General features: G+C 66.5%; 13 protein-coding genes. 5 read left to right on the top strand and 8 right to left on the bottom strand.

Annotation, left to right across the window (positions count from 1 at the left end; translation table 11 throughout):
- The first annotated feature begins 350 nt into the window (after nt 1–350).
- The 5 genes from ACCD07_RS16400 to ACCD07_RS16380 are packed head-to-tail and all read left to right on the top strand — an operon-like array spanning nt 351 to nt 7,001.
- Nucleotides 351–2,648, top strand: a complete 2,298-nt coding sequence (locus ACCD07_RS16400; RefSeq protein ID WP_176650237.1) for a TonB-dependent receptor domain-containing protein — start codon at nt 351–353, stop codon at nt 2,646–2,648.
- Nucleotides 2,649–2,675: 27 nt separating this feature from the next.
- Nucleotides 2,676–3,725 (top strand): ABC transporter substrate-binding protein, encoded by a 1,050-nt coding sequence (locus ACCD07_RS16395; RefSeq protein WP_176650236.1) that lies wholly within the window; start codon nt 2,676–2,678, stop codon nt 3,723–3,725.
- A gap of 8 nt (nt 3,726–3,733) precedes the next feature.
- A complete protein-coding gene (locus ACCD07_RS16390) occupies nt 3,734–4,615 on the top strand; it encodes an ABC transporter permease (protein WP_176650235.1) in 882 nt (293 codons plus the stop codon).
- On the top strand, nt 4,612–5,454 hold the full coding sequence (locus tag ACCD07_RS16385) for a quaternary amine ABC transporter ATP-binding protein (RefSeq protein WP_413447953.1): 843 nt from the start codon (nt 4,612–4,614) through the stop codon (nt 5,452–5,454). Before ACCD07_RS16390 ends, ACCD07_RS16385 begins: the two co-directional genes overlap by 4 nt.
- Nucleotides 5,455–5,459: 5 nt before the next feature.
- On the top strand, nt 5,460–7,001 hold the full coding sequence (locus tag ACCD07_RS16380; protein WP_176650233.1) for an HAL/PAL/TAL family ammonia-lyase: 1,542 nt from the start codon (nt 5,460–5,462) through the stop codon (nt 6,999–7,001).
- 3 nt (nt 7,002–7,004) lie between these two features.
- Here ACCD07_RS16380 and ACCD07_RS16375 read toward each other — a convergent pair whose 3' ends face one another.
- The 8 genes from ACCD07_RS16375 to ACCD07_RS16340 all read right to left on the bottom strand — a co-directional run bounded on the left by ACCD07_RS16375 (nt 7,005) and on the right by ACCD07_RS16340 (nt 24,368).
- Nucleotides 7,005–8,858 carry a patatin-like phospholipase family protein gene (locus ACCD07_RS16375; protein WP_176650232.1) on the bottom strand — a complete coding sequence of 618 codons (1,854 nt, stop codon included), beginning with the start codon at nt 8,856–8,858 and terminating at the stop codon, nt 7,005–7,007.
- A gap of 121 nt (nt 8,859–8,979) precedes the next feature.
- Nucleotides 8,980–10,851, bottom strand: a complete 1,872-nt coding sequence (locus ACCD07_RS16370; protein ID WP_413447952.1) for an MFS transporter — start codon at nt 10,849–10,851, stop codon at nt 8,980–8,982.
- A 9-nt stretch (nt 10,852–10,860) separates the two neighbouring features.
- Nucleotides 10,861–12,519 (bottom strand): beta-N-acetylhexosaminidase, encoded by a 1,659-nt coding sequence (locus ACCD07_RS16365; RefSeq protein ID WP_413447951.1) that lies wholly within the window; start codon nt 12,517–12,519, stop codon nt 10,861–10,863.
- Nucleotides 12,520–12,622: 103 nt separating this feature from the next.
- Nucleotides 12,623–13,525 (bottom strand): SMP-30/gluconolactonase/LRE family protein, encoded by a 903-nt coding sequence (locus ACCD07_RS16360; protein WP_413447950.1) that lies wholly within the window; start codon nt 13,523–13,525, stop codon nt 12,623–12,625.
- A 547-nt stretch (nt 13,526–14,072) separates the two neighbouring features.
- Nucleotides 14,073–21,101 carry an amino acid adenylation domain-containing protein gene (locus ACCD07_RS16355; RefSeq protein ID WP_413447949.1) on the bottom strand — a complete coding sequence of 2,343 codons (7,029 nt, stop codon included), beginning with the start codon at nt 21,099–21,101 and terminating at the stop codon, nt 14,073–14,075.
- A gap of 21 nt (nt 21,102–21,122) precedes the next feature.
- Entirely contained in the window at nt 21,123–22,043 is a 921-nt protein-coding gene (locus ACCD07_RS16350) for an MFS transporter (RefSeq protein ID WP_413447948.1), read from the bottom strand.
- Nucleotides 22,044–22,150: 107 nt separating this feature from the next.
- Complete coding sequence (locus tag ACCD07_RS16345; RefSeq protein WP_413447947.1) at nt 22,151–23,458, bottom strand: beta-propeller fold lactonase family protein; 1,308 nt, start codon at nt 23,456–23,458, stop codon at nt 22,151–22,153.
- A 46-nt stretch (nt 23,459–23,504) separates the two neighbouring features.
- Complete coding sequence (locus tag ACCD07_RS16340; RefSeq protein ID WP_413447946.1) at nt 23,505–24,368, bottom strand: creatininase family protein; 864 nt, start codon at nt 24,366–24,368, stop codon at nt 23,505–23,507.
- Nucleotides 24,369–24,384 lie beyond the last annotated feature (16 nt).

Here is a 24,384-nt window from a genome sequence, read left to right as displayed (position 1 = left end):
AACAAGCAGCTTGCAATCATTAAATTGTCTATACAACTCTGGATAGCAATGTTAGCCTTGCTTCACCCTGCAACAACCTGACGCCGGCCTGCCTTACCGGGCAAAACGGCAAGTCAGTCAGCTCGTGCTATCGCACCCCGTTGACCTTGAATACCTGGCACGCATCCTGCTCTGTACGTTTGTCGCAGCTAATTGTATAGACAACAGCAGTTAGCATGTATAGACAATGTGTCGCCAAGTGCAATTCAGTTCGCCTCCGCAAGGCATAGTGGCGCTCCATTTTGGTGCCACGCCGCCATGTGATGGTGCAATTTCATGTAGCTATCCAGACCAGACGAAGGAAAGACAAAATGGGGAACAAACTGATGGGGTTGAGTGCGTTGGCGATGGTTTCGGCCAGCGCCATCGTTTCCGGGCAAACGCAGGCGCCGGCGCCAGCCAGTGCCGCCGCCCCGGCCGCCGACCGCGCCGACCAGATCGAGCGCATCGAGGTGACCGCTTCGCGCTCGGCCCGCGCCGAGGAAATCCAGCAGGTGCCGATGGCGCTGACCGCCATCAAGCCGGAAAGCCTGGCCAAGTTCGGCCTGTCCGGACTGGCGGACATCGCCCGCCTCGCACCGTCGGTGGACATGCAGGAGCAAGGTCCCGGCGTCAACAACATCACCATGCGCGGCCTGGTCGTGCGCGGCATCACGCCGTCGGAAATCGCCGACGCCTCGCTGGTGGCGGTGTACGTCGACGACATGCCCGTCACGCTCAAGTCCGGCAATCCCGACCTCAAGGTGCTGGACCTGGAGCGCATCGAAGTGCTGCGCGGGCCGCAGGGCACCTTGTACGGCGCCGGCGCCATGGCCGGCACGATACGCCAGATCACGCAAAAACCCGATACCGATTCGATGTTCGGCTCGTTCGAGGCGGTCGGCTCCAGCACCTCCGGCAACGGCGGCAACAACGGCAACCTGCGCGGCATGGTCAACGTTCCCGTCAAGGAAGGCGTGCTGGGCCTGCGCGTGACCGGCTACACCGGCGAGGACAGCGGCTACGTCAAGAACGTCCTGAACGGCAAGCGCACCAACGACAGCCACACCGACCAGGGCCGCGTGGCCATGCGCCTGCAGGCCTCGCCCGACCTGACGGTGGACGCCAGCATCACCGCCTCCTCGATGGACGGCGGCCTGAACGGCGCCTTCAGCGGCCTGGCGCCGTTCACCACCAGCGCCATGACGGAGCAGAAGACCAAGGACGACATGCAGCTGTACAACCTGGCCGTCAACTACAAGCTGGCCCGGGCGGAACTGGTGTCGTCGACCACCTTCGTGCACCGCAAGACGCTGTACAAGAAATCGGACGAATACAACACCACCGCCTTCATCTTCCCCGGCCAGAGCCTGATCCAGGCCGACTACACGATCGCCAACAAGCTGCAGGACTTCGCCCAGGAATTCCGCCTCAACTCGACCGACGCCGGCCCGCTGAAATGGACCGGCGGCCTGTTCCTCGAAAGCGGCAAGCGCGATTTCTGGGAGGACGAGCCGACCCCGGGCATGGACGCGCGCTACGCGGCCGCCTACGGTTTCCCCGGCTACAGCTCGCTGGTCAACGACCTGGCCTTCAACAAGGACGACCAGTTCTCCGGCACCCAGGAGTCGCGCTCGCGCCAGGCCGCGCTGTTCGCCGAAGCGACCTACACGCTGTGGGACAAGCTGGACCTGACGGCCGGCGTGCGCCTGTTCACCGAGTCCGAGGACTTCAAGCTGCGCTTCACCGGCTACTACGGCAACACGCCTGCGGCCACGGTCGATGCGCCGGTCGGCACGCCCAACGTCGTCAGCAGCAAGGCCAGCGCGCGCGGCGGCAATCCGCGCTTCGCCGCCGCCTACCACCTGGACCCCGAGCACCTGCTCTACGCCCAGGCCGGCAAGGGCTTCCGCTACGGCGGCAACAACCAGCCGGTGCCGCAAACCTTGTGCGGCATCCAGGCGCCGGCCAGCTTCGGCCCGGACCAGTTGTGGAGCTATGAGCTGGGTTCGAAAAACACCTTCCTCAACCAGCGCGTGAGCCTGAACGTGGCGGCCTTCCTGATCGACTGGGAAAAAGTACAGGTCGCCAACTACCTGCCCTGCTCCTACTACTACACGCAGAACGCCGGCAAGATCCGCAGCCAGGGTCTGGAAATCGAATCGATGGTCAAGCTGGCGCGCCGCATGAGCCTGGGCTTCAACGCGGCCTACACCGACGCCAAGGCCAAGACCGCCATCATCACGCCGCTCGAGGCGCAATCGGCGCCGGCCGGCACCCGCACGCCGTACGCGCCGCGCCTGACCGCCAGCCTGTCGTTCAACTATACGGTGCCGCTGGCCAACAGCGACGAGGTGGGCATCGCCGCGACCTATTCCTATCGCGGCAACTCGTACACGGACTTCGCGCCGACCGGCAGCAACTATGCGGAAATCCCATCGTCGAGTATGCTGAACGCGGCGCTGTCCTACAAGTCGGGCAAATACGAGTTCGGCCTGTTCGGCACCAACCTGAACAACCGCACCAAGGTGGTCGACGTGACCCGCGATCCGAACGGCCTGCAGCCCGGCGACACCATCTACATGGCCCGGCCGCGCACCGTGGGCGTGCGCGTCAAGGCGCGTTTCTGATGGCGGGCATTGGTGGATGAGGCATTGATGAAAACATATCGCGATATCGCCGCCGCGGTGCTGGCCGGCGCGGCGCTGGCCGCTGCGGCGCCGGCTGCCGCTGCCGCAACAGCGGCGCCGGCCTCGAGCTGGTGCGCCGGCGGCAAGACCGTCAATTTCGCCGGACTGAACTGGGAGAGCGCGCGCTTCCTGACCGAAGTGATGCGCTACGTGCTCGAGCAGGGCTACGGTTGCAAGACCGACGTCCTGCCCGGCACCAGCATCGCGATGGAACTGGCGCTGGCGCGCAACGACATCCAGGTCTTCGCCGAGGAATGGATAGGCCGCAGCACCGCCTGGAACGACGCCGCCAAGGCCGGCAAGGTGGTGGCGGTGGGCGATATCATCAAGGACTCGTCCGAGGGCTGGTATGTGCCCGAGTACGTGGTCAAGGGCGACGCCAGGCGCGGCATCAAGGCGGCGGCGCCCGGCCTGCGCTCGGTGGCCGACCTGGCGCGCTACAAGGACGTGTTCATGGACGACGAGGAGCCGGACAAGGGCCGCTTCCTGAACTGCCCGACCGGCTGGACCTGCCAGGGCGTGAACACGCAAAAGCTCAAGGCCTACGGCATGAACGCCAGCTACGTCAACTTCCGTCCCGGCACCGGGCCGGCGCTGGACGCGGCGATCGCCTCGGCGGTCCAGCGCGGCCGCCCGGTGCTGTTCTACTACTGGAGCCCGACCGCGATGATGGGCCGCTACAAATTCATCCGGCTGGAGGAACCGGCCTTTTCGCAGGCCTGCTGGGACACGCTGACCGCGCAGAACAACAGCCGCCCCTGCGGCACCGTCAATCCGCCCAACCGGCTGCGGGTGGGCGTGTCGCGCGCCTTCCACGATGCCGACCCGGCGCTGACCGCGCTGTTCGAGCGGATGAACGTGCCGGTCGATCTGATCAACGCCCTGCTGGCCGAGCGCGAGGCCAAAAAACTGGAGGCGACGGCGCTGGCCCAGCTGTTCCTCAAGCGCCAGCCCGCCATCTGGCAGGCCTGGATGCCGGCCGATATCGCGGCCAAAATCAGTTCCACGCTTAAGTGAGGTTAGACATGCCATCGTTCCCCGAGGCGCTTAATATTTCCCTGGTCGAGCCGATCAACGAGACGGTCGACGTCATCAACAGCCGCTTCGGCGACGCCTTCCACGACGGTTCGATCTGGCTGCTGCGCCATGTGCTGGTGCCGTTCGAAGGCGCCCTGCGCGCCCTGCCCTGGTGGCTGGTGCTGGCCGGCGTATTCCTGCTCAGCCTGCACGCCACGCGGCGCTGGGGCCACGCCGCCGGCTACACCGCCTGCGTGCTGCTGGTGGGCTGTCTCGGCCTGTGGGACCAGTTGATCCAGACTCTGGCGCTGGTGCTGGTCGCCACGCTGATCGCGGTGTTGCTGGCCGTGCCGCTGGGCATCCTCAGCGCCCGCAGCGACGGCCTGCGCCGGCTGCTGATGCCGCTGCTGGACGTGATGCAGACCATGCCCAGCTTCGTCTACCTGGTGCCGGTGCTGATGCTGTTCGGGCTGGGCAAGGTGCCGGCCATCCTGGCCACCATCATCTACGCCACGCCGCCGCTGATACGGCTGACCGACCTCGGCATCCGCCAGGTCAGCGGCGAGCTGACCGAGGCCGCCCGCTCCTTCGGCACCACCCGCTGGCAACTGCTGATCACGGTGCAGCTGCCGCTGGCGCGGCCCAGCATCATGGCCGGCCTGAACCAGACCATCATGATGGCGCTGGGCATGGTCGTGATCGCCTCCATGATAGGCGCGCGCGGCCTGGGCGAGGACGTGCTCGAAGGCATACAGACCGTCAACATCGGCAAGGGCCTGCAGGCCGGCATCGCCATCGTCATCCTGGCGATCGTGATGGACCGCATCACCCAGGGCTACGGCAGAGATCGCCGTCAGCGCATGACGCAAGCAGACAAGGCCAAACCATGAAGCCCTACAAAATCCAAGTCAAGAACGTCTGCAAGATCTTCGGTACGCGCTGGCGGCAGGGGTTGCAGTTGCTTAACGACGGCGCCAGCAAGGCAGACGTGCTGGCCCAGACCGGCTGCAACGTCGGCCTCAGCGGCGTGTCGCTGGACATCCAGGCCGGCGAGATCTTCGTCATCATGGGCCTGTCCGGCTCCGGCAAGTCGACGCTGGTGCGCCACTTCAACCGCCTGATCGATCCCAGCGCCGGCGAGATCCTGATCGACGGCCGCGATGTGGTGTCGATGTCCGAGGGCGAGTTGCGCGAACTGCGGCGCAGCCGCATCAGCATGGTGTTCCAGGGTTTCGGCCTGATGCCGCACCAGACGGTGCTCGACAACGCCGCCTTCGCGCTGCTGACGCGCGGCGAGCCGAAGCCGCAGGCCCGCGCCAAGGCCGCCGCCTGGCTGGCGCGCGTCGGCCTGAAGGGCTATGAGGATAAATACCCCGACGAGCTGTCCGGCGGCATGCGCCAGCGCGTGGGCCTGGCGCGCGCGCTGGCGGCCGACACCGACGTGCTGCTGATGGACGAGGCCTTCAGCGCCCTCGATCCGCTGATCCGCGACGACATGCAGGACCAGCTGCTGTCGCTGCAGACCACGCTGCACAAGACCATCATCTTCATCACCCACGACCTGGACGAGGCGCTCAAGCTGGGCGACCACATCGCCATCCTGCGCGACGGCAGGCTGGTGCAGGTGGGCACGCCGGACGAGATCCTGAGTACGCCGGCGGACGACTATGTGCGCAAATTCGTCGAAAAGCGCGGCCATGCGGCTGCGCTGCCGGCCCGGGTGGGATGACCGCCATGCAGACAACAACCATCATTCTCGACGAAGCGGCCCCGGCCCGCTACGACGACGTGGTCCGCGTCGCCCACGGCGCCCGGCTCGAACTGAGCGCCGCCCTGTGGCGGCGCATCGACGACGCGCGCCTGATCGTCGAGCGCATCGTCGCCGACGGCGTCAAGGCCTACGGCATCAACACCGGCCTGGGCGCCCTGTCCGAAGTCGTGCTCGGCGGCGAGCAACTGGCCGAGCTGTCGCGGCGCACCCTCAAGAGCCATGCCTGCGGCTTGGGCGCCACGCTGGGCGTGGTCGAAACGCGCGCCATCATGTGCGCGCAAATCATCAACTACAGCCGCGGCCATTCCGGCATCAGCGCGCACGTGGTGCGGCAATTGCTGGACTTCCTGAACCTGGGGCTGACGCCCGTCGTGCCCATGCAGGGCTCGGTGGGCTACCTGACGCACATGGCCCACGTCGGCCTGACGCTGATCGGCCTGGGCGACGTCCGCTTCCGCGGGCAGACCATGCCCGCCGGCGCGGCGCTGACGAAGGCCGGACTGGCGCCGGTGGCGCTGGCGGCCAAGGACGGCCTGAGCCTGGTCAACGGCCTGCCCTGCATGACCGGCCTGCTGTGCCTGGCGCTGGACCACGCCAAGCGGCTGGCGTGCTGGGCCGACGTGATCGGCGCCATGAGTTTCGAGGCCCTGCGCGGCCAGATGAGCGCCTTCGACGCCGAGGCGATGCTGCAAAAGCCGTATCCCGGACAAATCCATGTGGCCGCCAATCTGCGCGCGCTGCTGGCCGACAGCGCGGTGCTGCGCGGCGGCCAGGGCATCCGCACCCAGGATGCGCTGAGCCTGCGCTCCATGCCGCAGATCCACGGCGCCGCGCGCGAGCAGATCGCCCACGCCGAACGGCAGATCAACATCGAGCTGCAATCGGCCAACGACAACCCGCTGGTGTTCGGCGACCAGCACAACTACCGCGTGCTCTCGCAAGCCAATCCGCACGGCGAGGCGATGGCGATGACCGCCACCACGCTGTCGATGGCGGTGGCGGAGCTGGGCGGCGTGGCCGAGCGCCGCGTCGACCGCCTGGTCAACCCGCATGTCAGCGGCCTGCCACCGTTCCTGATAGCCGAGAGCGGCGTCAATTCCGGCCTGATGATCGTCCAGTACGCGGCGGCCTCGCTGGTCGCGGAAAACAAGATGCTGGCCCAGCCCATGGTGCTGGACAACTACATCACCTCGGCGCAACAGGAGGACCACCTGTCGCTGGGCACGCCGGCCACGCTGAACCTGCTGCGGATACTGAACAACGTGCAGAAGGTGCTGGCGATCGAATACATCACGGCCGGCCAGGGGCTGTATTTCTATCCCGGCATGGAGCTGGGACAAGGCACGCGGCTGGCGCTGGACCATTTGCGCAGCAAGGTGCCGCCGCTGCTGGAAGACCGCATCGTCTCGCACGACATCATGCTGGCCGACTATCTGATCGACGACCGCCGGCAACTGGCCGTCTTCGAGGCGGCCCTGGGCAGAAAGCTGTGGCCGGCGCTGTAGACCTCAGTGCAGCAATCCGGGCCGCTGCGCGGCGCCCGCGCGCTGCTGCGCCGGCTGCTTGGGCGGCGGCGTCTCGTCGATCGACGCGATGCGGATTTCCTTCACCTGGATCGACAGCTGGCCATTCTGCAGGAAGTCGAATTCCGTTTCCCCTTCCACGTCGAGCGACTTGCCGTTGTAGCCGCCGCTGGCATGCCAGCGTGCCAGCGCATGGTGGCGCGTACCATCCTGTCCGTCACGCGCCGTCGACGGCATGACGGTCTCGTCGACGATCAGGCGCAGCTTGCCGCCGCCATCGCTGCTGCGCATGCGCCTGAGCGCGGCCAGCGTGCCGGCTGAATTGGCCGAGATGGTATCGTACTCGGGCCGCTCCAGGTCATCGCACAGGCGCAGCATGGTGGCGCGCATCAGCAGGAAGCGGCGGGCCTGTTCGCGCCCGTCCTCGCGCAGGGCCTGGCCCAGCACGGCGTCGCGGTCGAACTTGGACAGCGCGCCCAGGGTCTTGCCCGACTTGCGCTCGACCGCCTCGCCGTCCATGATGATGCGGTGAACGATCACATGCTTGTCGGCCTCGGCCTCGGCCGGATCACCGCCCGGCTTGGGTTTCGGCGCCATGTTGGCCTCGACCTCGATGCGCTTGTTGATCGCGCTGATAAAGAAGATTTCCTGGTTCAACGACAGGTTGCCGGACAGTTCATTGCGGCGATCCCAGATGTCCGACTTGAGTTTCTCGACGTCGGTGCCGACCGGATTGATCTGCACCACCCAAAACTCGTCCGGCTTGCGCTTGTTCTTGCTGCCGGAAATGAAATTCTTGATCGGCGGGTTTTGCGAGAACAGCCCGTCCCAGTATTTGTCGACGCGGGCTTCACCGTCCTCGCTTTGACTCTCGATCTCGACCGCCTTGAACAGCCACGGCAGGGCCGCCGAAGCCAGCACCGCGTTCAGGGAAATACCGTTCTCCTTGAGCGCCCGCTGGCTGCTGAAGGCAACGAATTCGCCATTGCCGACATCGACGGCGCCCAGCAGCAGTTGCGGGATGTTCACCATCATGCGGCTGACATCATCGTTGAGGTCGTCGATCGAATCCGGATTGCCGAAGTCCACCGGCGGCGCCTGCCAGTCGCCCAGCGCCTTCCGCAGCGGCGCATTGGCGGCAAAGCGGTTGCGGTCCATCAGGCGGCGGATATTGTCGGGCTGGGCCAGGCCGTCGCGGATCAGGTCTTCCAACCGGTGCTTGCGCGCGCGGTGGGGCGCTGTGCCGGCCTCGGCCTCGTCATAGATCAGGGCGTGCAGGTCGGTCGCCTTCCAGCGTGCGATGTAGTCGGGAATGCTGCACAGGGCGCCGAGCGCGGCGATCAGCTCGAAATCCACGTGCGGCTTGATCAACTCGTCGAGCTGGAAGTATTCGCCCCGTCCCCACAGCTGGTAGGGCGACCAGTCGAGCGGCGTCGGGTAGGAGGCCAGCGTCGGCCACAGGCTGGTGAGCAGGTACAGGCTGGCCTCCATCGGCCATTGGTAGGGACTGAACAGGATTTCATAGGGTAACGACTCGGCGCCCTGGATGGCGCAGTCGTTCCACAGCTTTTCCCCGGGAAGCTGCGCGCAGTTGGACAGCCAGAACCGTTCGAGCTTGCGCTGTGCGGTGGCGGGACCGCCCTCCAGGTTGCCGTACCAGCCCAGCAGCGCGCAGATGGCACCGCCGGAAGTGCCGCTGATGCCGACCAGGCGCAACGGTCCATTTTCACCCAGTTCCGGCAGCAGCATTTGCAGCGCGCCGGCGGCGTAGGCGGCATGGCTGCCGCCGCCCTGGCAGACGATAGCGATATTTCTATCGGGTAGATTTTCGGTAGTCATGATCACCCTTTAGCGAACAAAAAAGGAAGTTATACACCTTGATCCGCAGCTGAATTCGCAGCGTTTCCTGCCTCTCTTTGATGTCCGTCAATCGCCACATCCAGCGTGCCATGCCCCCTGGTCAGGGGCGCGCGAACAACCGCTCGATTTCTTCCAGCGACTTGCCCTTGGTCTCGGGAAGGAAGAATGCGGCGGTCACGAAGTACACCACCGTGCAGGCGGTCCAGAACAGGAACATCACGTGGAAGCCGTAGTTCCCGACGATAGGCAGGAAAGCACCTGCGATCAGCGTGCCGGTGCCCTGGTTGATCAGCAGCGCCACGCCCATGCCCACCGAACGTATCCGCGTGGGCATGAGCTCCGACAGCGCCAGCCAGACGCACACCCCCGGTCCGATCGAGAAAAAGGCGATAAAGCCGGCAATGCACAGGACCGCCAGCAGGCCGGTCGCGCGGCTTGGGGTCGGTCCGACGCTGGCGCGCAGAATCCGCAGCGGCGCCTGCCCGGCAGCCGCGCCGGCAGCCTGCACCTGCACATGCTGGGCCGCATGCACACGCAGCGCCGCATTCAGCGCCTCACGCGACGCCGGCGGCAGCGTCGCAATCAGCTGCTGCGCCGGTTCCGCCGCGGCCGCCGCACCGCGTCCGCTCCATGCCAGCTGCGCCTGTTCGAGCAGCGCGCGCTGCCCGGCCGGCAACGCCTGCACCACGTCGGCCGCGCGCTTCAACACCGCCTGCGATGCTTCGGTCGGCGTGTAGGCCTCGGCCACCTGCTGATGGTCGCCGTACTGATACAGTATGCTGAGCTGCACCGCCCCTTGTCCGGCCCAGCGGGCATCCGCCAGGTTGAAGTCCAGACGGTTGTCCTTGACCAGCGCAGCCACTTCCGCGCGCACATCGACGCGCTGCGACTCGAAGCGGTAGAACAGCAAAGCCAGCAGGCATAGGGACACCATGATGCCGCCGGTGCCCAGCTTCAGCAGGAACACCCTGCCCTTGCGTTCGACCAGCACGATCGCCACCACCGTCATCACCGAATTGAGGATCTTGATCACCGTGCCGTAGCCGGCCGCCGCCACCGGATCCAGGCCGGCCTTTTGCAAAATGGTGGTCATGAACTGCAACACCGAGTTGATGCCCGTCGCCTGGTTGCAGCCGAGGATGATGCAGGCCAGGATAAACGGCAGCACATAACGGCGTTCGGTCAACATCTCCATCGCCGCAGCCACGGGCGACGTTTTCGGCCGCGCCCGTTCCACCGCCAGCGCGTTGCCGATCTCGTCAAACTCCGTCTCGGCCACCGCCGGCGGCAACAGGCGCGCCAATGCGGCGCGCGCCTTCTCCGGCCGCCCGTTGCGTATCAGCCAGCGCGGCGATTCCGACACCAGGCAGCAGCCCAGGAAGAACAGCGCGCCCGGATACATCACGGTCAGGAACATGCTGCGCCAGGCGTGATCGGCCGCGGCCACGATGCGCTGTTGATCCGAACCGGCGGCCTGTATCTCCAGTTCCGCGTTGCCCAGATAGTGGTTGCCGACAAAGGCCGCCAGCACAATACCGACCGTCAGCATGAACTGGAACACCGCCACTCCGCGCCCGCGTTGGGCGGCGGGCAGGCACTCGGCCAGATACAGCGGCACCACCACCGCGATGACCCCGCCGCTCATGCCCTGCAGCAGACGGCCCAGCATCAGCGGCACGAAGGACTGCGACAGATAGATCACCGCCACGCTGCCGACAAACATCAGCGCGCTGACCACCATCATCGGCTTGCGCCCCAGCCAGTCGGCCAACGCGCCCGCCACCACCGATCCCAGAATCGAACCGGCCAGCACCGCCGCCACCACCATCGACAGCTGGCCTTCCGACAGGCTGGTGGAGCGGTTCAGGTAAGGTAGCGCCGGATCGATGATGCCGATATCAATCCCGTACAGCAGCCCTGCAAGGCCGCTGACCACGGCCAGAAACATCTGATAGTTTTTTTGTGAAGACATGGGTCTCTTTCAACGTGGCCAGCGTGGGCCGTCAGCGGTGCGGTAATTCACGTCCTGCACATCCAGGCGCTGCAACGAGGATGGCAAGCGCTGTTGGAACTTGGCGTAGTCCTTGAGCGACTTCGGCGTCCATAGTACTTCAGCCATGGCCAGCAGACGCGGCCATGCCATGTATTCAACCTCGCGCGGCCCCTTCATGTATTCGGTCCACAACTGCGCCTGGCTGCCCAGCACATGTTTGGCCAATTCAGGCGGCATGGAGGCAGGCAGCGGCTCGTAGGCGTAGACGTGGTCCAGCGTGTTGACCGCGCGCGCGCCCGGCGGCTCGCGGTAGCCTGGCGTGTCGGCCGGGATCTGGGCGTAATCGAGATAGGTGTCGCGCTCCGGCGTCATCACCACGTCATGGCCGGCGTTGGCGGCTTTCAGGCCGCCCTCCTCGCCGCGCCAGCTCATCACCGTGGCGCCCTGCGCCAGACCACCTTCCAGGATTTCGTCCCAGCCGATCAGGCGGCGGCCGTGCTGCGCCAGGTAGACGTCCATCTGCCCAATGAACCAGCTTTGCAGCTGATGCAGGGCTGGATGCTCGGCCGGCTTGCCTTGTGCGTCCTTGTAGTGCTGGATGTCTTCCAGCGTGGTGGACGCAGACACCAGCTTCAGCGTCTTCATGCGTGCCAGCGCCGCCGGCGAATGCGCCCATTCGGTTTTCGGGCACTCGTCGCCGCCAACGTGGATGTACTGGCCCGGGAACAGCGTCAGCACTTCATCCATCACCTGCTGCAGGAAGCGCACCGTGTTTTCCTCTGGACTGAACACCTGCGTGATCACGCCCCATTCGCGGCCGACAGGCAGCTTCGTGCCGGGCTGGTTGCCCAGTTCAGGATATGCGGCGATCGCGGCCAGCGCATGGCCCGGCATTTCGATCTCCGGCACCACCGTGATGTGGCGCGCGGCGGCATACGCCACCACTTCGCGGATGTCTTCCTGCGTATAGTAGCCGCCGTGCGGCTGGCCGTCGTAGCGCAGGCCCGGGGGATCGCCGGGACGCGGCGTCAGCTGGGTTTCGCTGCGCCATGCGCCCACTTGCGTCAGCAGCGGGAAGCGCTTGATCTCGATGCGCCAGCCCTGGTCGTCGGTCAGGTGCCAGTGGAACACGTTCATCTTGTTCTGCGCCAGCAGCTCGATGTGCTTGAGCACAAAGCTCTTCGGCATGAAGTGGCGCGCCGTATCCAGATGGCTGCCGCGCCAGCCGAAGCGCGGCTGGTCTTCGATGCTGACGGCAGGCAGTTGCCAGCGGCGGCGCACCTCCGCCTTGCGGTAAATATCGGCGGGCAGCATCTGGCGCAGCGTCTGCACGCCGTAAAACAGCCCTGCCGGATCGGCGGCGGTGATGGTCACGCCGCGTGCGTCGCTGACCAGGCGGTAGCCCTCCTTGCCCGGCGAGCCTGGTTTCTTGTCCAGTTTGAGACGGATGGCATTGGCGCCGTCGCGCGCGCTCACGGGCAGTTCAAAGCCGGTGGCCGGCCGCAGGTAATCGCGCAGCATTTGTGCTTCGGCCTGCGCCATGCCGTCGGCGACGATGCGGGTGGCGGACGTCAGCGCAAACTCGCCGGCATTGCGCTGCAAGTGCGCGGGCAGCGGCACGATCTCCTGAGCCTGTACAGCCCCCATCAATCCCAAGCAACATGACACAAGAACTTGTAAACGCATACTCACCTCAAACGTAAAATGAAAACACAGGGCCGGTTATTCCTCATGCCGCGCGCGGGCCTGGTCACTGGCGCCTCTGTATCCGCTGCCACTCCAGGCCCGGACGGTCAACACGGAACTGAAGCAGTTGCTGGTGCTCGACTTCGGTCACATAAACGGTGCGGCCGTCCGGCCCACCAAAGCATAGATTGCTGGGGCGCTCGCCCGGCAGGCGGATTTCCTTCAGCAGCTTGCCATCCGGCGCCAGCTTGACCACCGTGCCCTTGCCAAAACGGCTTACGTACAAATTGCCGTCGACATCGACGCGCATGCCGTCCATGCCGAAATCTTCAAAGCGATGCAGCAACCGCTTGTCCGACAGCGCTCCATCGGCGCCGATGGCGAAGGCCCAGATATTCCGCTGCACGCTTTCATTCACATACAAGGTGCGCCCGTCCGGGCTCACCTCAATCCCGTTGGCGGTACCCATTCCATCCGCCGCCAGGGTGACCTTGCCGTCACGGTCGATGCGCCACACGCGGCCGGTATTGTGGGCCCAGTCAGGATCGCTGGCGTACAGCACGCCATCCATCGTGATGGCCAGGTCGTTCGGCTGGACCATCTTCGCCTCGTGCGCGTACAGCCGCGGCGTGGCGGTGCCCGGCGCGATGCGGAAAACATTGTGGCCGACATAGTCGGCCACATACAGCGCTCCCTGGCGATCGAAGCGCAGGCCATTGGGCACCGAGGCGCCGGGCAGCACGGCGAACTCGCGCGCCACGCCTTGCGGGCTGACGATGCCAATGGTCTGCTGGCGGCCGAAATTGACCGCATAGATATTCCCTGCCGCGTCCACCGCCGGTCCTTCTATGCCGGCGGTGAAACTGCGTTCCGCTGTCAGCGGCGTAGCCACAAACAAATCCTCCGCCATGGCAGGCGCGGTCCGGCACAATCCCGCCGACAGCAGAAACGCAATCATCAAACGCATGCAGTACTCCTCGACAGAAAAATCAGTGGCAGCCGACGCGCTGTTCGGATAGACCGGGCTGACCGCCCACCCAGAGTCTACCCAAGTCGAGCCGTTCGTTGTGTACTGCAAACTCAAACCGGACTCGAAATATTCGTTGCCGTAGGTGTCGATCGCGCCGCTGATGAACTTGGCCGACGAAATGGTCTTAGCCGCCGCGAAGGTGACGCCTGCGGCCTCCCATTCCTGGGTTCCGCCTTCCCCCCGCGCCGTTGAGGGTCAGGCTGGTGCTGGTATTGCCGTCATTGACAGCCGTCGCTGCCGCTTTATTGGTGTTTGCGGTCGAAGTGGTATTAGCAGTCCACACGCAGCCGGTGCCCGTTGTGGCGATGTTGCCGTCTGTTGTACCGCCGCCACCATTGCCCACTCCAGCGGCTACCGCCATCCAGAAAGTGCCATCCTCATAGCCCAGACGCCGGTGCCGCCGAGCGCATGGGTGTTCATCAGCGCGGCCTTGGCGGTGATGCTCTGTGCGTCGTCATACCAGACAAAAAACAGCGAGTGGCTGTCAGCCGCGCGTCAGAGCTCCCGCCAGGCGTTCCGCGATCGCCGCCACGCCCGGTCCCGACATGATGGTGTGGTGAGTGCCCGGCAGGTTCACCACCTCCAGCGTGTCCGGGACCAGCTCGCGCCACCCCAATTCCGGCTCGCCGAATTGTTGGGCGAAACCCTCGGTGCCGCAGAACAGCAGCACTGGCGTGTCGCCGGACGGCGGCTGGTAAGCGCGCAGTGCTGTGTCGTTGGCCCTGGTCACGGCAAGCATCTGCCGCACCTGCCCCACGCCCGCCTGCGGCGGCAGCAGTCCTTGCCGCGTGGCCGTCTCCAGCACATGCAGCCACTGCTCATCTGCCGCGACGTCGCGCAGGCTGTCCCAATCCATGGACAGTCGCGGCAGCAGAATACCAAGCAGCACAGCGTCGTCATCGAGCCAGTCCATGCCGGCCAGCTGGCCATACGCACCGTTGCGATAGAGCGGCTGCGCGCTGGCATTTTGCGCGCGCGAGTCGATCAGCGCCAGCAGGGCGACCTCTTCTCCGGCCAGCCGCAGCTGCCGCGCCATCTCGTACGCGATGCATCCGCCCATCGAATGCCCGGCCAGATGGTAGGGCCCCGCCGGTTGGCGCGACTTGACCAAGGCAATATAGTCCGCCGCCATGTCCTCGATCCGCTCCAACGGCGCCGCCTCTCCCTGCAAGCCAAGGGCCTGGACTCCGTACACCGGCTGATCGGCGCCAAGGCAACGCGTCAGCTCGACGTAGCCCATGGTGTGGCCGCCATACGGGTGGATGCAGAACAGAGGCGCGCGGCTGCCGCCGGTCCGCATGCCGACCAGGCGTGAACCGCCCGACGCGCGGCCGGAACGCAGCGCCTGGGCCAGGCTTTCGACCGTAGGATGTTCCAGCAGGACCGCGCTGGACAGGCTGCAATCGAAGGCCTGTTCCAGGCTCAGAATGACGCTCAGAGAAGACAGGGAGCTGCCACCGAGCTCGAAGAAATTATCATCAAGCGCGAGACCGTCCAGGCCCAATATCTCCGCGAACACCTTGCCCACTTCCAGTTCGAACGCGTCGCGCGGCGCGAACTGGCGCGGGGACGAAGATTGCGGCGCCGGTGCGGATGCCGGCGCGGCGCGCGTTACGGCCTCGAAGCGCGTGGCCGACGCTGTCGTCGCCTGTCGCGCCTCGGGCCAGTAGCGATAGCGGTCGAACGGATACGCCGGCAAGGCGATACGGCGACGCGCCCCGTGGTCGTGCAGGCGCCGCCAATCTGGCGCGACACCGTTGCACCAGAGCCTCCCCAGAGCGGCCAGCAAAGCGGCGCAGTCGGATGGCTCCGTGGCGCCGGCCAGCGTCGGGCCGGCAAAGCGCACATTCTGCTTGTTGGGATGGCGCTGGATAATGGCGTTGAAGGTCTGCCCCGGACCGGTTTCCAGGTAGATGCCGTCCGGCGTCTCCAGCAGCAGCTCCAGCCCTTGGGCAAAGCACACGGTCTGGCGCATATGCCGTACCCAATGATCGGGATCGGTGGCCTGCTCCGCGGTCACCCACGATCCCGTCACGTTGGTGATGTAAGGAATCCGCGGCGCGTGCAGCGCCACTTCGCCCAGCCGTGCCCTGAACTGGTCCAGGACAGGGTCGAGCATGGAGGAATGGAAAGCGTGCGAGGTGGGCACGCGCTTGCTGCGCAGGCCGGCCTCCGTCAGCGGGGCCGACAGCGCGTCGATCGCTTCCATGGTTCCGGCCAGCACGCAGGCGCGCGGGCCATTGACCACCGCCAGGTCCACCCCGGCGCCGAGGAAGGCCTGCACCTGCGCGGGAGTGGCCTCGACCGCCAGCATCGCGCCGGCGGGCAGGCGCTGCACCAGCTGGCCGCGCGCGGCGACCAGCTTCAGCGCGTCGGACAGCGACATGACGCCGGCCAGGCAGGCCGCCACGTATTCGCCCAGGCTGTGCCCCATCATGGCATGCGGCTGCACGCCCCAGTGCATGAGCTGTCGGGCCAGCGCATACTCCACCACGAACATGGCCGGCTGCGTGATCGCCGTCTGCGCCAGCTGCCGCGCCGCGTCTTCCCCGGCCTCCGGCGCGGGATACAGCACGGCGCGCAGATCGAGGCCCAGCACCGGCTGCAGCAGCTCGGCGCAGGCATCCACCTCGGCGCGGAATTCGGGCAGGGACGCATACAAGCCGCGCCCCATGTTCACTTGTTGCAGTCCCTGGCCGGGGAACAGGAACACCACCCGCGCGGCGCCGTCCGGCATCGCCGTCAACGCGGGATGCGCGGGCGTGGCCGCCAGCGCATCCGCCGCGCCGGCCGCATCGGCGCACGCCACGGCGCGCCGGTGCGGCAGCGGCGCGCGTCCGGCTTGCAGCGTATAGGCGATATCGGCCAGGTTGGCCCCGGGGTGCTCGCGCAAATAGTCCGCCAGGTTGCGGCTCATCGCGTCCAGCGCCGTCGCGGACTTCGCCGACAGCGTCAGCAGCTGATGCGGCAGCCCGCCCGCCGTGGGCGGGGCCGGCGGCGCCTGCTCCAGGATGACGTGGGCGTTGGTGCCGCCGATGCCGAACGAGCTTACCGCCGCGCGGCGCGGCGCGGCCGACACCGGCCATGGCGCCAGCGCGGTGTTGATGCGGAAGGGACTGCGCTCCAGCCCGAGCTTGGGGTTGGGCGACTGGAAATGGGGCATGGCCGGCACTTCGCCGTGGTGCAGCGCCAGCACCGCCTTGATCAAGCCGGTGACGCCGGCCGCCGTGTCGAGGTGGCCGACATGGGCCTTGGCCGAACCCAGCAGACAATATTCCCGGTCGGCCGTGTAGAGGCGATAGGCCTGGGTCAGCGCGGCGACCTCGATCGGATCGCCCAGCGGCGTGGCCGTGCCATGCGCCTCGACCAGGCCGATGCTGCGCGGATCGACGCCGGCCCGGCGCAGCGCCTGCCCGATCACGTCGGCCTGACCATCCACGCTGGGCGCCGTGAAGCCGACCTTGCCGTTGCCGTCGTTGTTGATGGCCGAGCCCTTGATCACGGCCCAGACGGTATCGCCGTCGCGCTGCGCGTCGCTCAAGCGTTTGAGCACAACCAGCGCCCCGCCGCTGCCGCGCACCGTCCCGCCGGCGCCGGCGTCGAACGCCCGGCAGCGGCCGTCCGGCGACAGGATGTGGCCTTCCTGGTAGAGATACCCGGTCGCGTGCGGCACCTCGATCGAGACGCCGCCGGCCAGCACCATGTCGCTGTCGCCCTGCAGCAGTTGCTGGCAGGCGAGGTGCACCGCCACCAGCGAGGTCGAACACGCCGTCTGCACCGTCAGCGCGGGGCCGCGCAGGTTCAGCTTATGGGCCAGGCGGGTGGACAGGAAATCCTTCTCGTTCAGGATGGTGGTCTGGAACAGTTCGGCGGCGGACTCGGGGCGGGTGTCGAGGAAATGCTGCAGATACCCTGCCCGTCCGACACCGCCGACCACGCCGACGCGGCCGCAGTCAGCCGCGCCGCCGTAGCCGGCATGCTCCAATGCCTGCCAGCCCAGCTCCAGGAACAGGCGCTGCTGCGGATCCATCAGCTGCGCCTCGCGCGGCGGATAGCCGAAGAAAGGCGCGTCGAAACAGGCCACGTCGTCCAGGATGCCCTTGCGCCGGACATAGCGCGGCTCGCGCAACAGCTGCGGGTCCACGCCCGCTTCGAGCAACTGCCGCTCCGTCAGTTCCGTGATGGACTCGGTGCCGGCGCGCAGATTGCACCAGAATTCCTCCACGTTGGCGGCGCCGGGAAACTTGCCGGCCATGCCGACAATGGCGATCTCGGTGCCGGCCGGCGCGATGAACGTGGCTGGCGGCACGGTGGGGCGGTGCTCGCGGGACTGCGCATCCAGATCCTCTCCGTGGCTCAGCGAGGTGCGCAGGTGATTGGCCAGCGCGCGGATGGTCGGGAAGCGGAACAGGTCCATGGTCGGCACGGTCAGGCCCAGGTTCTCCTCCAGCAGCACCTCGACTTCCACGATGCTCATCGAATGGCCGCCGACGTCGAAGAAGCTGTCGTCGATGCCCACGGCGGCCAGGTTCAGCACCTGCTGCCAGATGGCCGCGATCTGCTGCTCCAGCTGGTCGCGTGGCGCCGCCATGCCGACGTCGGCGAGCCGGCGGGCGGGCGCCGGCAGCGCGCGCCGGTCGATCTTGCCGTTGGGTGTCATCGGCCAGGCATCGAGGAACTGGAACGCTGCCGGCACCATGAAGTCCGGCAGCTTGCCCTGCATGTGGGCGCGCAGGTCGGCGCCGGTGACGACCGCGCCATCGCGGGCAATGACGTAGGCCACCAGCCGCTGGTCGTTGTTCGCTTCCCGCCGCGCCATCACCAGCGTGTCGCGCACGCCGGGATGCTCGCCGATGACGGCTTCGAGTTCGCCCAGTTCGATGCGGAAGCCGCGTATCTTGACCTGATGGTCGAGGCGGCCCAGGAACTCCAGGCCGCCGTCCTGCAGATAGCGGGCCAGGTCGCCGGTCTTGTACATGCGTTCGCCGGGGGCGCCGAATGGATTGGCGACAAACCGCTCGGCGGTGAGATCGGGACGGCCGAGATAGCCGCGCGCCAGGCCGATGCCGGCGATATACAACTCGCCGGCGACACCGCGCGGCACCGGCTGCAGCAGCGGGTCCAGCACATACAGCCGGGTGTTGGCCAGCGGCCGGCCGATGCTCACGCACGTCGCCTGCGGCTGCATCACGGCCATCGTGGCGCACACCGTCGCCTCGGTCGGACCATAGGCATTGATGAAGCGGCAGCCGGCGCTCCAGCGCTTGACCAGTTCCAGGCTGCAGGCCTCGCCCGCCGTGATCACCGTCTTCAGCGTCGGCAGGTCGGCCGGCTGCAGCAGCGCCAGCACCGACGGCGGCAGCGTGACCACCGAGACGCCATGATGGTTGATGGTATGAACCAGCGTGGGGCCCGGGATCAAGTCCATCTTCGACGCCAGGCACAGGCTGGCGCCGGCGCACAACGCGACGAATATCTCGCTGACCGAGGCGTCGAAGCTGAACGAGGCGAATTGCAGCACCCGGCTGTCCGGCGCCACCTGGAAGCCGTCTATCATGGCGTGCGCCAGATTCGACAGGCCTTGATGCTCCAGCATGACCCCTTTCGGACGTCCGGTGGAGCCCGACGTGTAAATCACATAGGCCAGGTCGGTCGGCGCCGGGCTGGACTGGGGATTGTGGTCCGGCGCATCCGCAATGCCGGCCTGGTCGGTGTCGACGCACACCAGCCGCGCGGCGCCCGCAGGCAAGCGCGCGCTCAGCGATGCCTGCGTCAGCAGCAGGGCAACGCCGGCGTCGTCCAGCATGTAAGCCAGCCGGTCTTGCGGATACTCCGGATCCAGCGGCAGGTAGGCGCCGCCGGCTTTCAGGATGGCCAGCACGCCGATCACCAGTTCGGGCTGGCCGCGCTCCATGCTCAGGCCAACCAGTTGTCCCCGCTGCAGGCCCAGCCCGCGCAAGTGATGTGCCAGGCGATTGGCGCGCCGGTTGAGCTCCTCATAGGACATCGTTTCGCCGCCATAGCGCAGCGCCGGCGCCGACGGCGTGCGCACCGCCCACTGCTCGAACCGGCGATGGGCACAGGCTTGCGGGAACGGGGCGTCGGTGGCGTTGTGTTCGGCGCGGATGTGCTGCTCGCGCGGCGTCAGCATCGGCAACCGGTCCAGCGCGACGTCGGGCGTGTGGGTGGCGCCGAGCAGCAGGGTCTGGAAGTGCTCGACCAGATACGCGACGCTGTCCGGGTCCCACAGATCGGTGTTGTACCAGCACACGCCGCGCAGCGAACCGTCCACCTCCTCCACCACGAAGTCGAGGTCGAACTTGACGCTGCGCAGTTCCAGCGGATAGGAGTCGAGCCGCAGGCCCGACAGGTCCAGGCTGGCGCCGGCCAGGCCCATCCGCGCCGCCGCCACGCCCTGCATGTGGGACAGCTGCGACTTCTGGTAGGTGAAGGCGACCTGGAACACCGGGCTGCGGCTCAGATCGCGCGCCAACCCCAGGCGCTCCACCAGCAAGGGGAAAGGGAAATCCTGGTGATCCTTGGCGCCGACCAGCACCTCCCGCACCTGATGCAGGAACTGGGCGAACGGGGTCGCCCCGGCCACCTGGACGCGCAGCGCGCACGGGCTGGCGAAATAACCGACGGTGCGCTCGTAGCCCTGCGGCGGGCGGCCGAAGCGCGGCGAGCCGACGGCCAGGTCGTCCTGCCCGGTGTAGCGGTACAGCACCGCGTAGAACGCCGCCAGCAGCACCGTGTAGAACGTCACGTCCTCCTGCCTGGCCAGGGCGCGTACCTGCCGGGTCAGCTCCTCGCTCAGCTGGAACGCGTGGCCGGCGCCGGCGTGGCGCTGGACCGGCGGACGGGGACGGTCGGTCGGCAGGTCCAGATGGGCCGGGGCGGCCAGTTGCGATTGCCAGTAGCTCCAGTGTTCCTCGCCGCGCGGCGACGCCAGCAGCTCATCCTGCCAGGCGACATAGTCGGTGTACGACAGCCCGTCCGGCGCCAGCTCGGCCGCCTGCCCCGCTATCCGCGCGCGATAGAGCACGCCCAGCTCCTCCATCATGATGATCAGAGACCAGGTGTCCGTCGCGATGTGATGACTGTTGAGCAGCAGCACATGCTCGTCGTCGCCACGGGAAAACAGGTGGCAGCGGAACACCGGACCGTTCTTCAGGTCGAAAGGCAGGTGCGCCGCCTCGGTCAGCCGCGCGTGCAGCCGCTGCGCATCCCATCCCGTGGCGTCCATCCGCTGAAAGCCGGCCCGCCCCTGCGGGTGGATCAGCTGCACCAGTTCGCCGTGCGGCGCGGCGTAGCTGGTGCGCAGGACCGGATGGCGCTGGACCAGGTCGTGCAACGACGCTTCGAGCGCGGCGACGTCGAGCGGGCTGCGGATGGTCCATGCCATGGGCAGGCCGTACTCCGCGCCGTCGGGATTCAAATTCCACAAAAACCACATGGCGCGCTGGCCGCGTGACAGGGTCGCCGCGGTTGGCGGGTAAGTGCTATTGCTCATGAGGTGACTTTCGTAGATGTGTTATCGAGGTGTGCGGAAGCGGTGTGCCAGCAGCATGGCGGCCGCACCGGAGGCGGCCGCGCATAAGAGACTGGTGCGCAGGCCGCCGAGCGCGGCGACCTGGCCACACAAGGCGGCGCCGGCCGCGCTCGCGCCCATGATGGCCATCTGATACATCGCCATGCCGCGCGCCCGCACCCAGTCGGGCAAGCTCAGTTGCACCGAGACGATCAGCGCGTTGGCGGTCGCGATCCAGGCCATGCCTGCCACGAACATGATGGGGGCGGCAACCAGGACGTGCGTGGAAAACGCCACGCCGCACATCGCGGCCGACTGCACCATGGCGCCGCGCAGCACCAGCGTCTCGCGCGACATGGCCTCGCGCCAGCGGGGCAGGAGCAGCGCCTTCAGCGGCGCCGACTGCACGGCAAAGCGCACGCCGGCCAGGATGGCAACGGACAGGCGCTCGGCGCGCGCCGGACTCGGCACAGGGGCATGGCGCCAGCGCATGATGAGCAGCGCGGCCATCGTCGACAGGACGGCGTTAAGCGCAAAGACCCAGGCCGTGCCGGCACTCGCGATCAGCGCGCCGGCCAGCAGCGGACCGATGATGCGCGAAGCGTTCATGGATACGCCTTTGAGCGCGAGCGCCGCCGGCAATTGCGCGCGCGGCACCAGATCCGGCACGATGGCGGCAAACACCGGCCAGCGCATGGCCAGGCCGATGCCGTTGGCGAACGTCAGCCCCAGCAGCAACGCGGGCGACGTCATCCCGGACAGGACCGCCAGCCACAACAGCAGCGCCACCGCCGTCACCCAGCACTGGGTGAGGATGAGGTAGCGGCGCCGGTCTACCAGGTCGGCCAACGCACCGCAAGGCAAGCCAGACGGCGACGCGGAGGACGTGTCCTCCGAGGCGATACGGGGAAGCGAAGCAGGCATGGGGAATCAGGAGTAATGACGGCCGGGCGGCACCAATGAAGCATAACATCCTGTTAGCCCACAAAAATGCGTTAATTCTCACATCGGTTTTTTGCGTGATCCCCCGCTCAACGCAAGTTGCCGGTGTGGCCCAGTGAGTACCTGCCAGGTTGTGGCCATACGGTCAGGCCATGCGGCTCCTGGCCGACCTTGACCTGCCGCACGTCGCCGCTGGCGGTGTCGAAGCGGTACACCACATCATCGAAACGGCCAGACAGCCAGAGATATTTGCCGTCGACACTTACGTTACCCATGTCGGGACTGCCGCCACCAGGGACGGACCAGTTGGCGACCACTTTGTCGGTAGCGAAATCGACGACGCTGACGCTGCCCTTGCCCTTGCGTTTGCCGTGGATACGGTGGGTGCCGCGGTTAGCCACATACAGGCGCTTGCCATCCCGGCTGGGGTAGATGCCGTGCGTGCCCACGCCCGTAGGAATGAAGCCGACTTCCTTGAACGAGGCGCCATCGACAACATGCAGGCCATCGGCTTCCATGTCGGCTATGTAGAACTTTGTACCGTCGGGCGAGATGCGTATGTCTTGTGGCATACCTTTTTTGCTGGTGCAGATTTCAGACGCAAGCGCCCCCGCGGACGCCGCCTCGGAATACCGCGAGGACGGCATCTTGAGCTTCAGGTAGCCGGCCACCTTGCGCGTCTCCAGGTTGATCTTGGCGATGGTGCCGTCGAACTCGCAGGTGAACACGGCGTAGCGGCCGTCGTTGGAAAAATCGGCGTGGTTGATGCCGCCGCAAGACGGCGTTTCGATCGAATACTGCAGCGCCATGGTCTTGGGATCGCGGAAGTCCAGGCGACGCACCGCCTCGGCCACCACGATGGCTGATTTGCCGTCCGGTGTGAAGTACATATTATATGGATCTTCCACCGGCACCGACGCTCCCGGCTTGCCGTTGAGCGGGTCTATCGGCGTCAGGCTACCCAGTTTGGTACGTTCGGCGTTGTTGGCCACCCAGAGCGTCCGCAGATCGTAGGCGGGTACGACGTGCTGCGGGCCGATGCCCACCTTGAACTTGTCGACCACCTTGAGCGTCTCCGGATCGATGACATAAACATCGTTCGACCGCAGATTGGGCACATAGATGCGCGCCAGGTGATCCTTGACGACCGCGCTCATGCGATCAGGCCCGGTATCACCGTAGACGTTCCCCGGATCGCTCAACGGCGGCATGCCGGGCAAGGGGGAATAGGCGCCCATCGGGGCCGGTGCGCTGGCCGCGGCCGCCCCCTTGGCGCCGGCGTACTGGCTGCACAGGCCCACAACCGACAACGCGAGTATGCCCATGCCGGCGATGGCCAGGCGCTGGGTGCGGCGCCCGGTGCGGGCTGGGTTGGTAGTATGTTTGGTAGCTTTCATATGATGCAGTCCCTATATTCGATGCAGCGCCCGCGCGGCAGGTCGCTTAGTGGTGGCGTTCGTTAAGGATCGTTCTGATCGCGTTGACCGATGCGTCGACCTGGCGTTGAACGCCCAGCCGTCCCAGTTCAGCGGTGGCGCGCGTGGCGTCGCCGCGCACGCCATCGGCCACCCCGGGCTTCGGACCGTGGGACATCGCCTCGACGCGTACCATCGACGGTGCGGTGGCAAGCATCAGGGAAGCATCGTTCAGTCCAGCGTGCAGGCCGATTTCGGCGCTGCTGTAGCCTTGCTTTTTCAAATCGTCGACAAACGCGGTCTGGGTGATATCGTAATATTCGAGCAGCGCGTGAGCGCGGGCGGGATCATCCTTGCCCCAGGCGCGGTTCAGCTTTTGCGCCACGTTCACTTCGTTTTGCTGATAGCCGCCGTGGTCACCGATGAAGATGATGTCGCGAAAGCCGTGCTGACGAAAACTCGCCGCCGCGCCCTCGAGCAGCGCCTCGAAAGCTGAGGTCGGGATCGAAATGGTGCCGCTAAACCGCATGTGACCGGCCGGTGGATTGACCGCGCCTTCCGGCACGTAGGATACCACCGGCGCGACCATCGTATTGCCGAGTTTCTGGGCAATCATGGCCGCGATGATGCCGGCGCGGACGTTGTGCTTGCCGAGCGCGATGTAGGGGCCGCTCTGCTCTACGCCGCCGATGGGGATCAGGATCGTGGTCGCGCCGTGCTCGATGCGGCTGCGCAATTCAGTGCTGGTGAGCTCTTCCAACATGACGCTGGCGCTGGCGCCGGAGGTGGCCGCCATTACCGGCGGCATCAGCAATGAAGCCGCGGCCACAAGGAGGCCGGCGAAATGGCGGACACCGCTCAACATCCAGCCCCGCGTATTTTCATCACCCAAGTTGTTCCTCACAATA

It is taken from the genome of Duganella sp. Dugasp56 (assembly GCF_047304105.1).
GTDB lineage: Bacteria > Pseudomonadota > Gammaproteobacteria > Burkholderiales > Burkholderiaceae_D > Rugamonas > Rugamonas hordei.
The sequence above is the reverse complement of the archived record's forward strand: the minus strand, read 5'-3'. Positions and strand labels throughout refer to the sequence as shown.

Bases quoted from the DNA above. Each gene is read 5' to 3' on its own strand.
- ACCD07_RS16390 (WP_176650235.1), top strand. From the start codon at position 3,734: ATGCCATCGTTCCCCGAGGCGCTTAATATTTCCCTGGTCGAGCCGATC.
- ACCD07_RS16350 (WP_413447948.1), bottom strand. From the start codon at position 22,043: ATGCCTGCTTCGCTTCCCCGTATCGCCTCGGAGGACACGTCCTCCGCG.
- ACCD07_RS16355 (WP_413447949.1), bottom strand. From the start codon at position 21,101: ATGAGCAATAGCACTTACCCGCCAACCGCGGCGACCCTGTCACGCGGC.
- ACCD07_RS16365 (WP_413447951.1), bottom strand. From the start codon at position 12,519: ATGGGGGCTGTACAGGCTCAGGAGATCGTGCCGCTGCCCGCGCACTTG.
- ACCD07_RS16345 (WP_413447947.1), bottom strand. From the start codon at position 23,458: ATGAAAGCTACCAAACATACTACCAACCCAGCCCGCACCGGGCGCCGC.
- ACCD07_RS16370 (WP_413447952.1), bottom strand. From the start codon at position 10,851: ATGTCTTCACAAAAAAACTATCAGATGTTTCTGGCCGTGGTCAGCGGC.
- ACCD07_RS16395 (WP_176650236.1), top strand. From the start codon at position 2,676: ATGAAAACATATCGCGATATCGCCGCCGCGGTGCTGGCCGGCGCGGCG.
- ACCD07_RS16400 (WP_176650237.1), top strand. From the start codon at position 351: ATGGGGAACAAACTGATGGGGTTGAGTGCGTTGGCGATGGTTTCGGCC.
- ACCD07_RS16360 (WP_413447950.1), bottom strand. From the start codon at position 13,525: ATGCGTTTGATGATTGCGTTTCTGCTGTCGGCGGGATTGTGCCGGACC.
- ACCD07_RS16380 (WP_176650233.1), top strand. From the start codon at position 5,460: ATGCAGACAACAACCATCATTCTCGACGAAGCGGCCCCGGCCCGCTAC.
- ACCD07_RS16385 (WP_413447953.1), top strand. From the start codon at position 4,612: ATGAAGCCCTACAAAATCCAAGTCAAGAACGTCTGCAAGATCTTCGGT.
- ACCD07_RS16375 (WP_176650232.1), bottom strand. From the start codon at position 8,858: ATGACTACCGAAAATCTACCCGATAGAAATATCGCTATCGTCTGCCAG.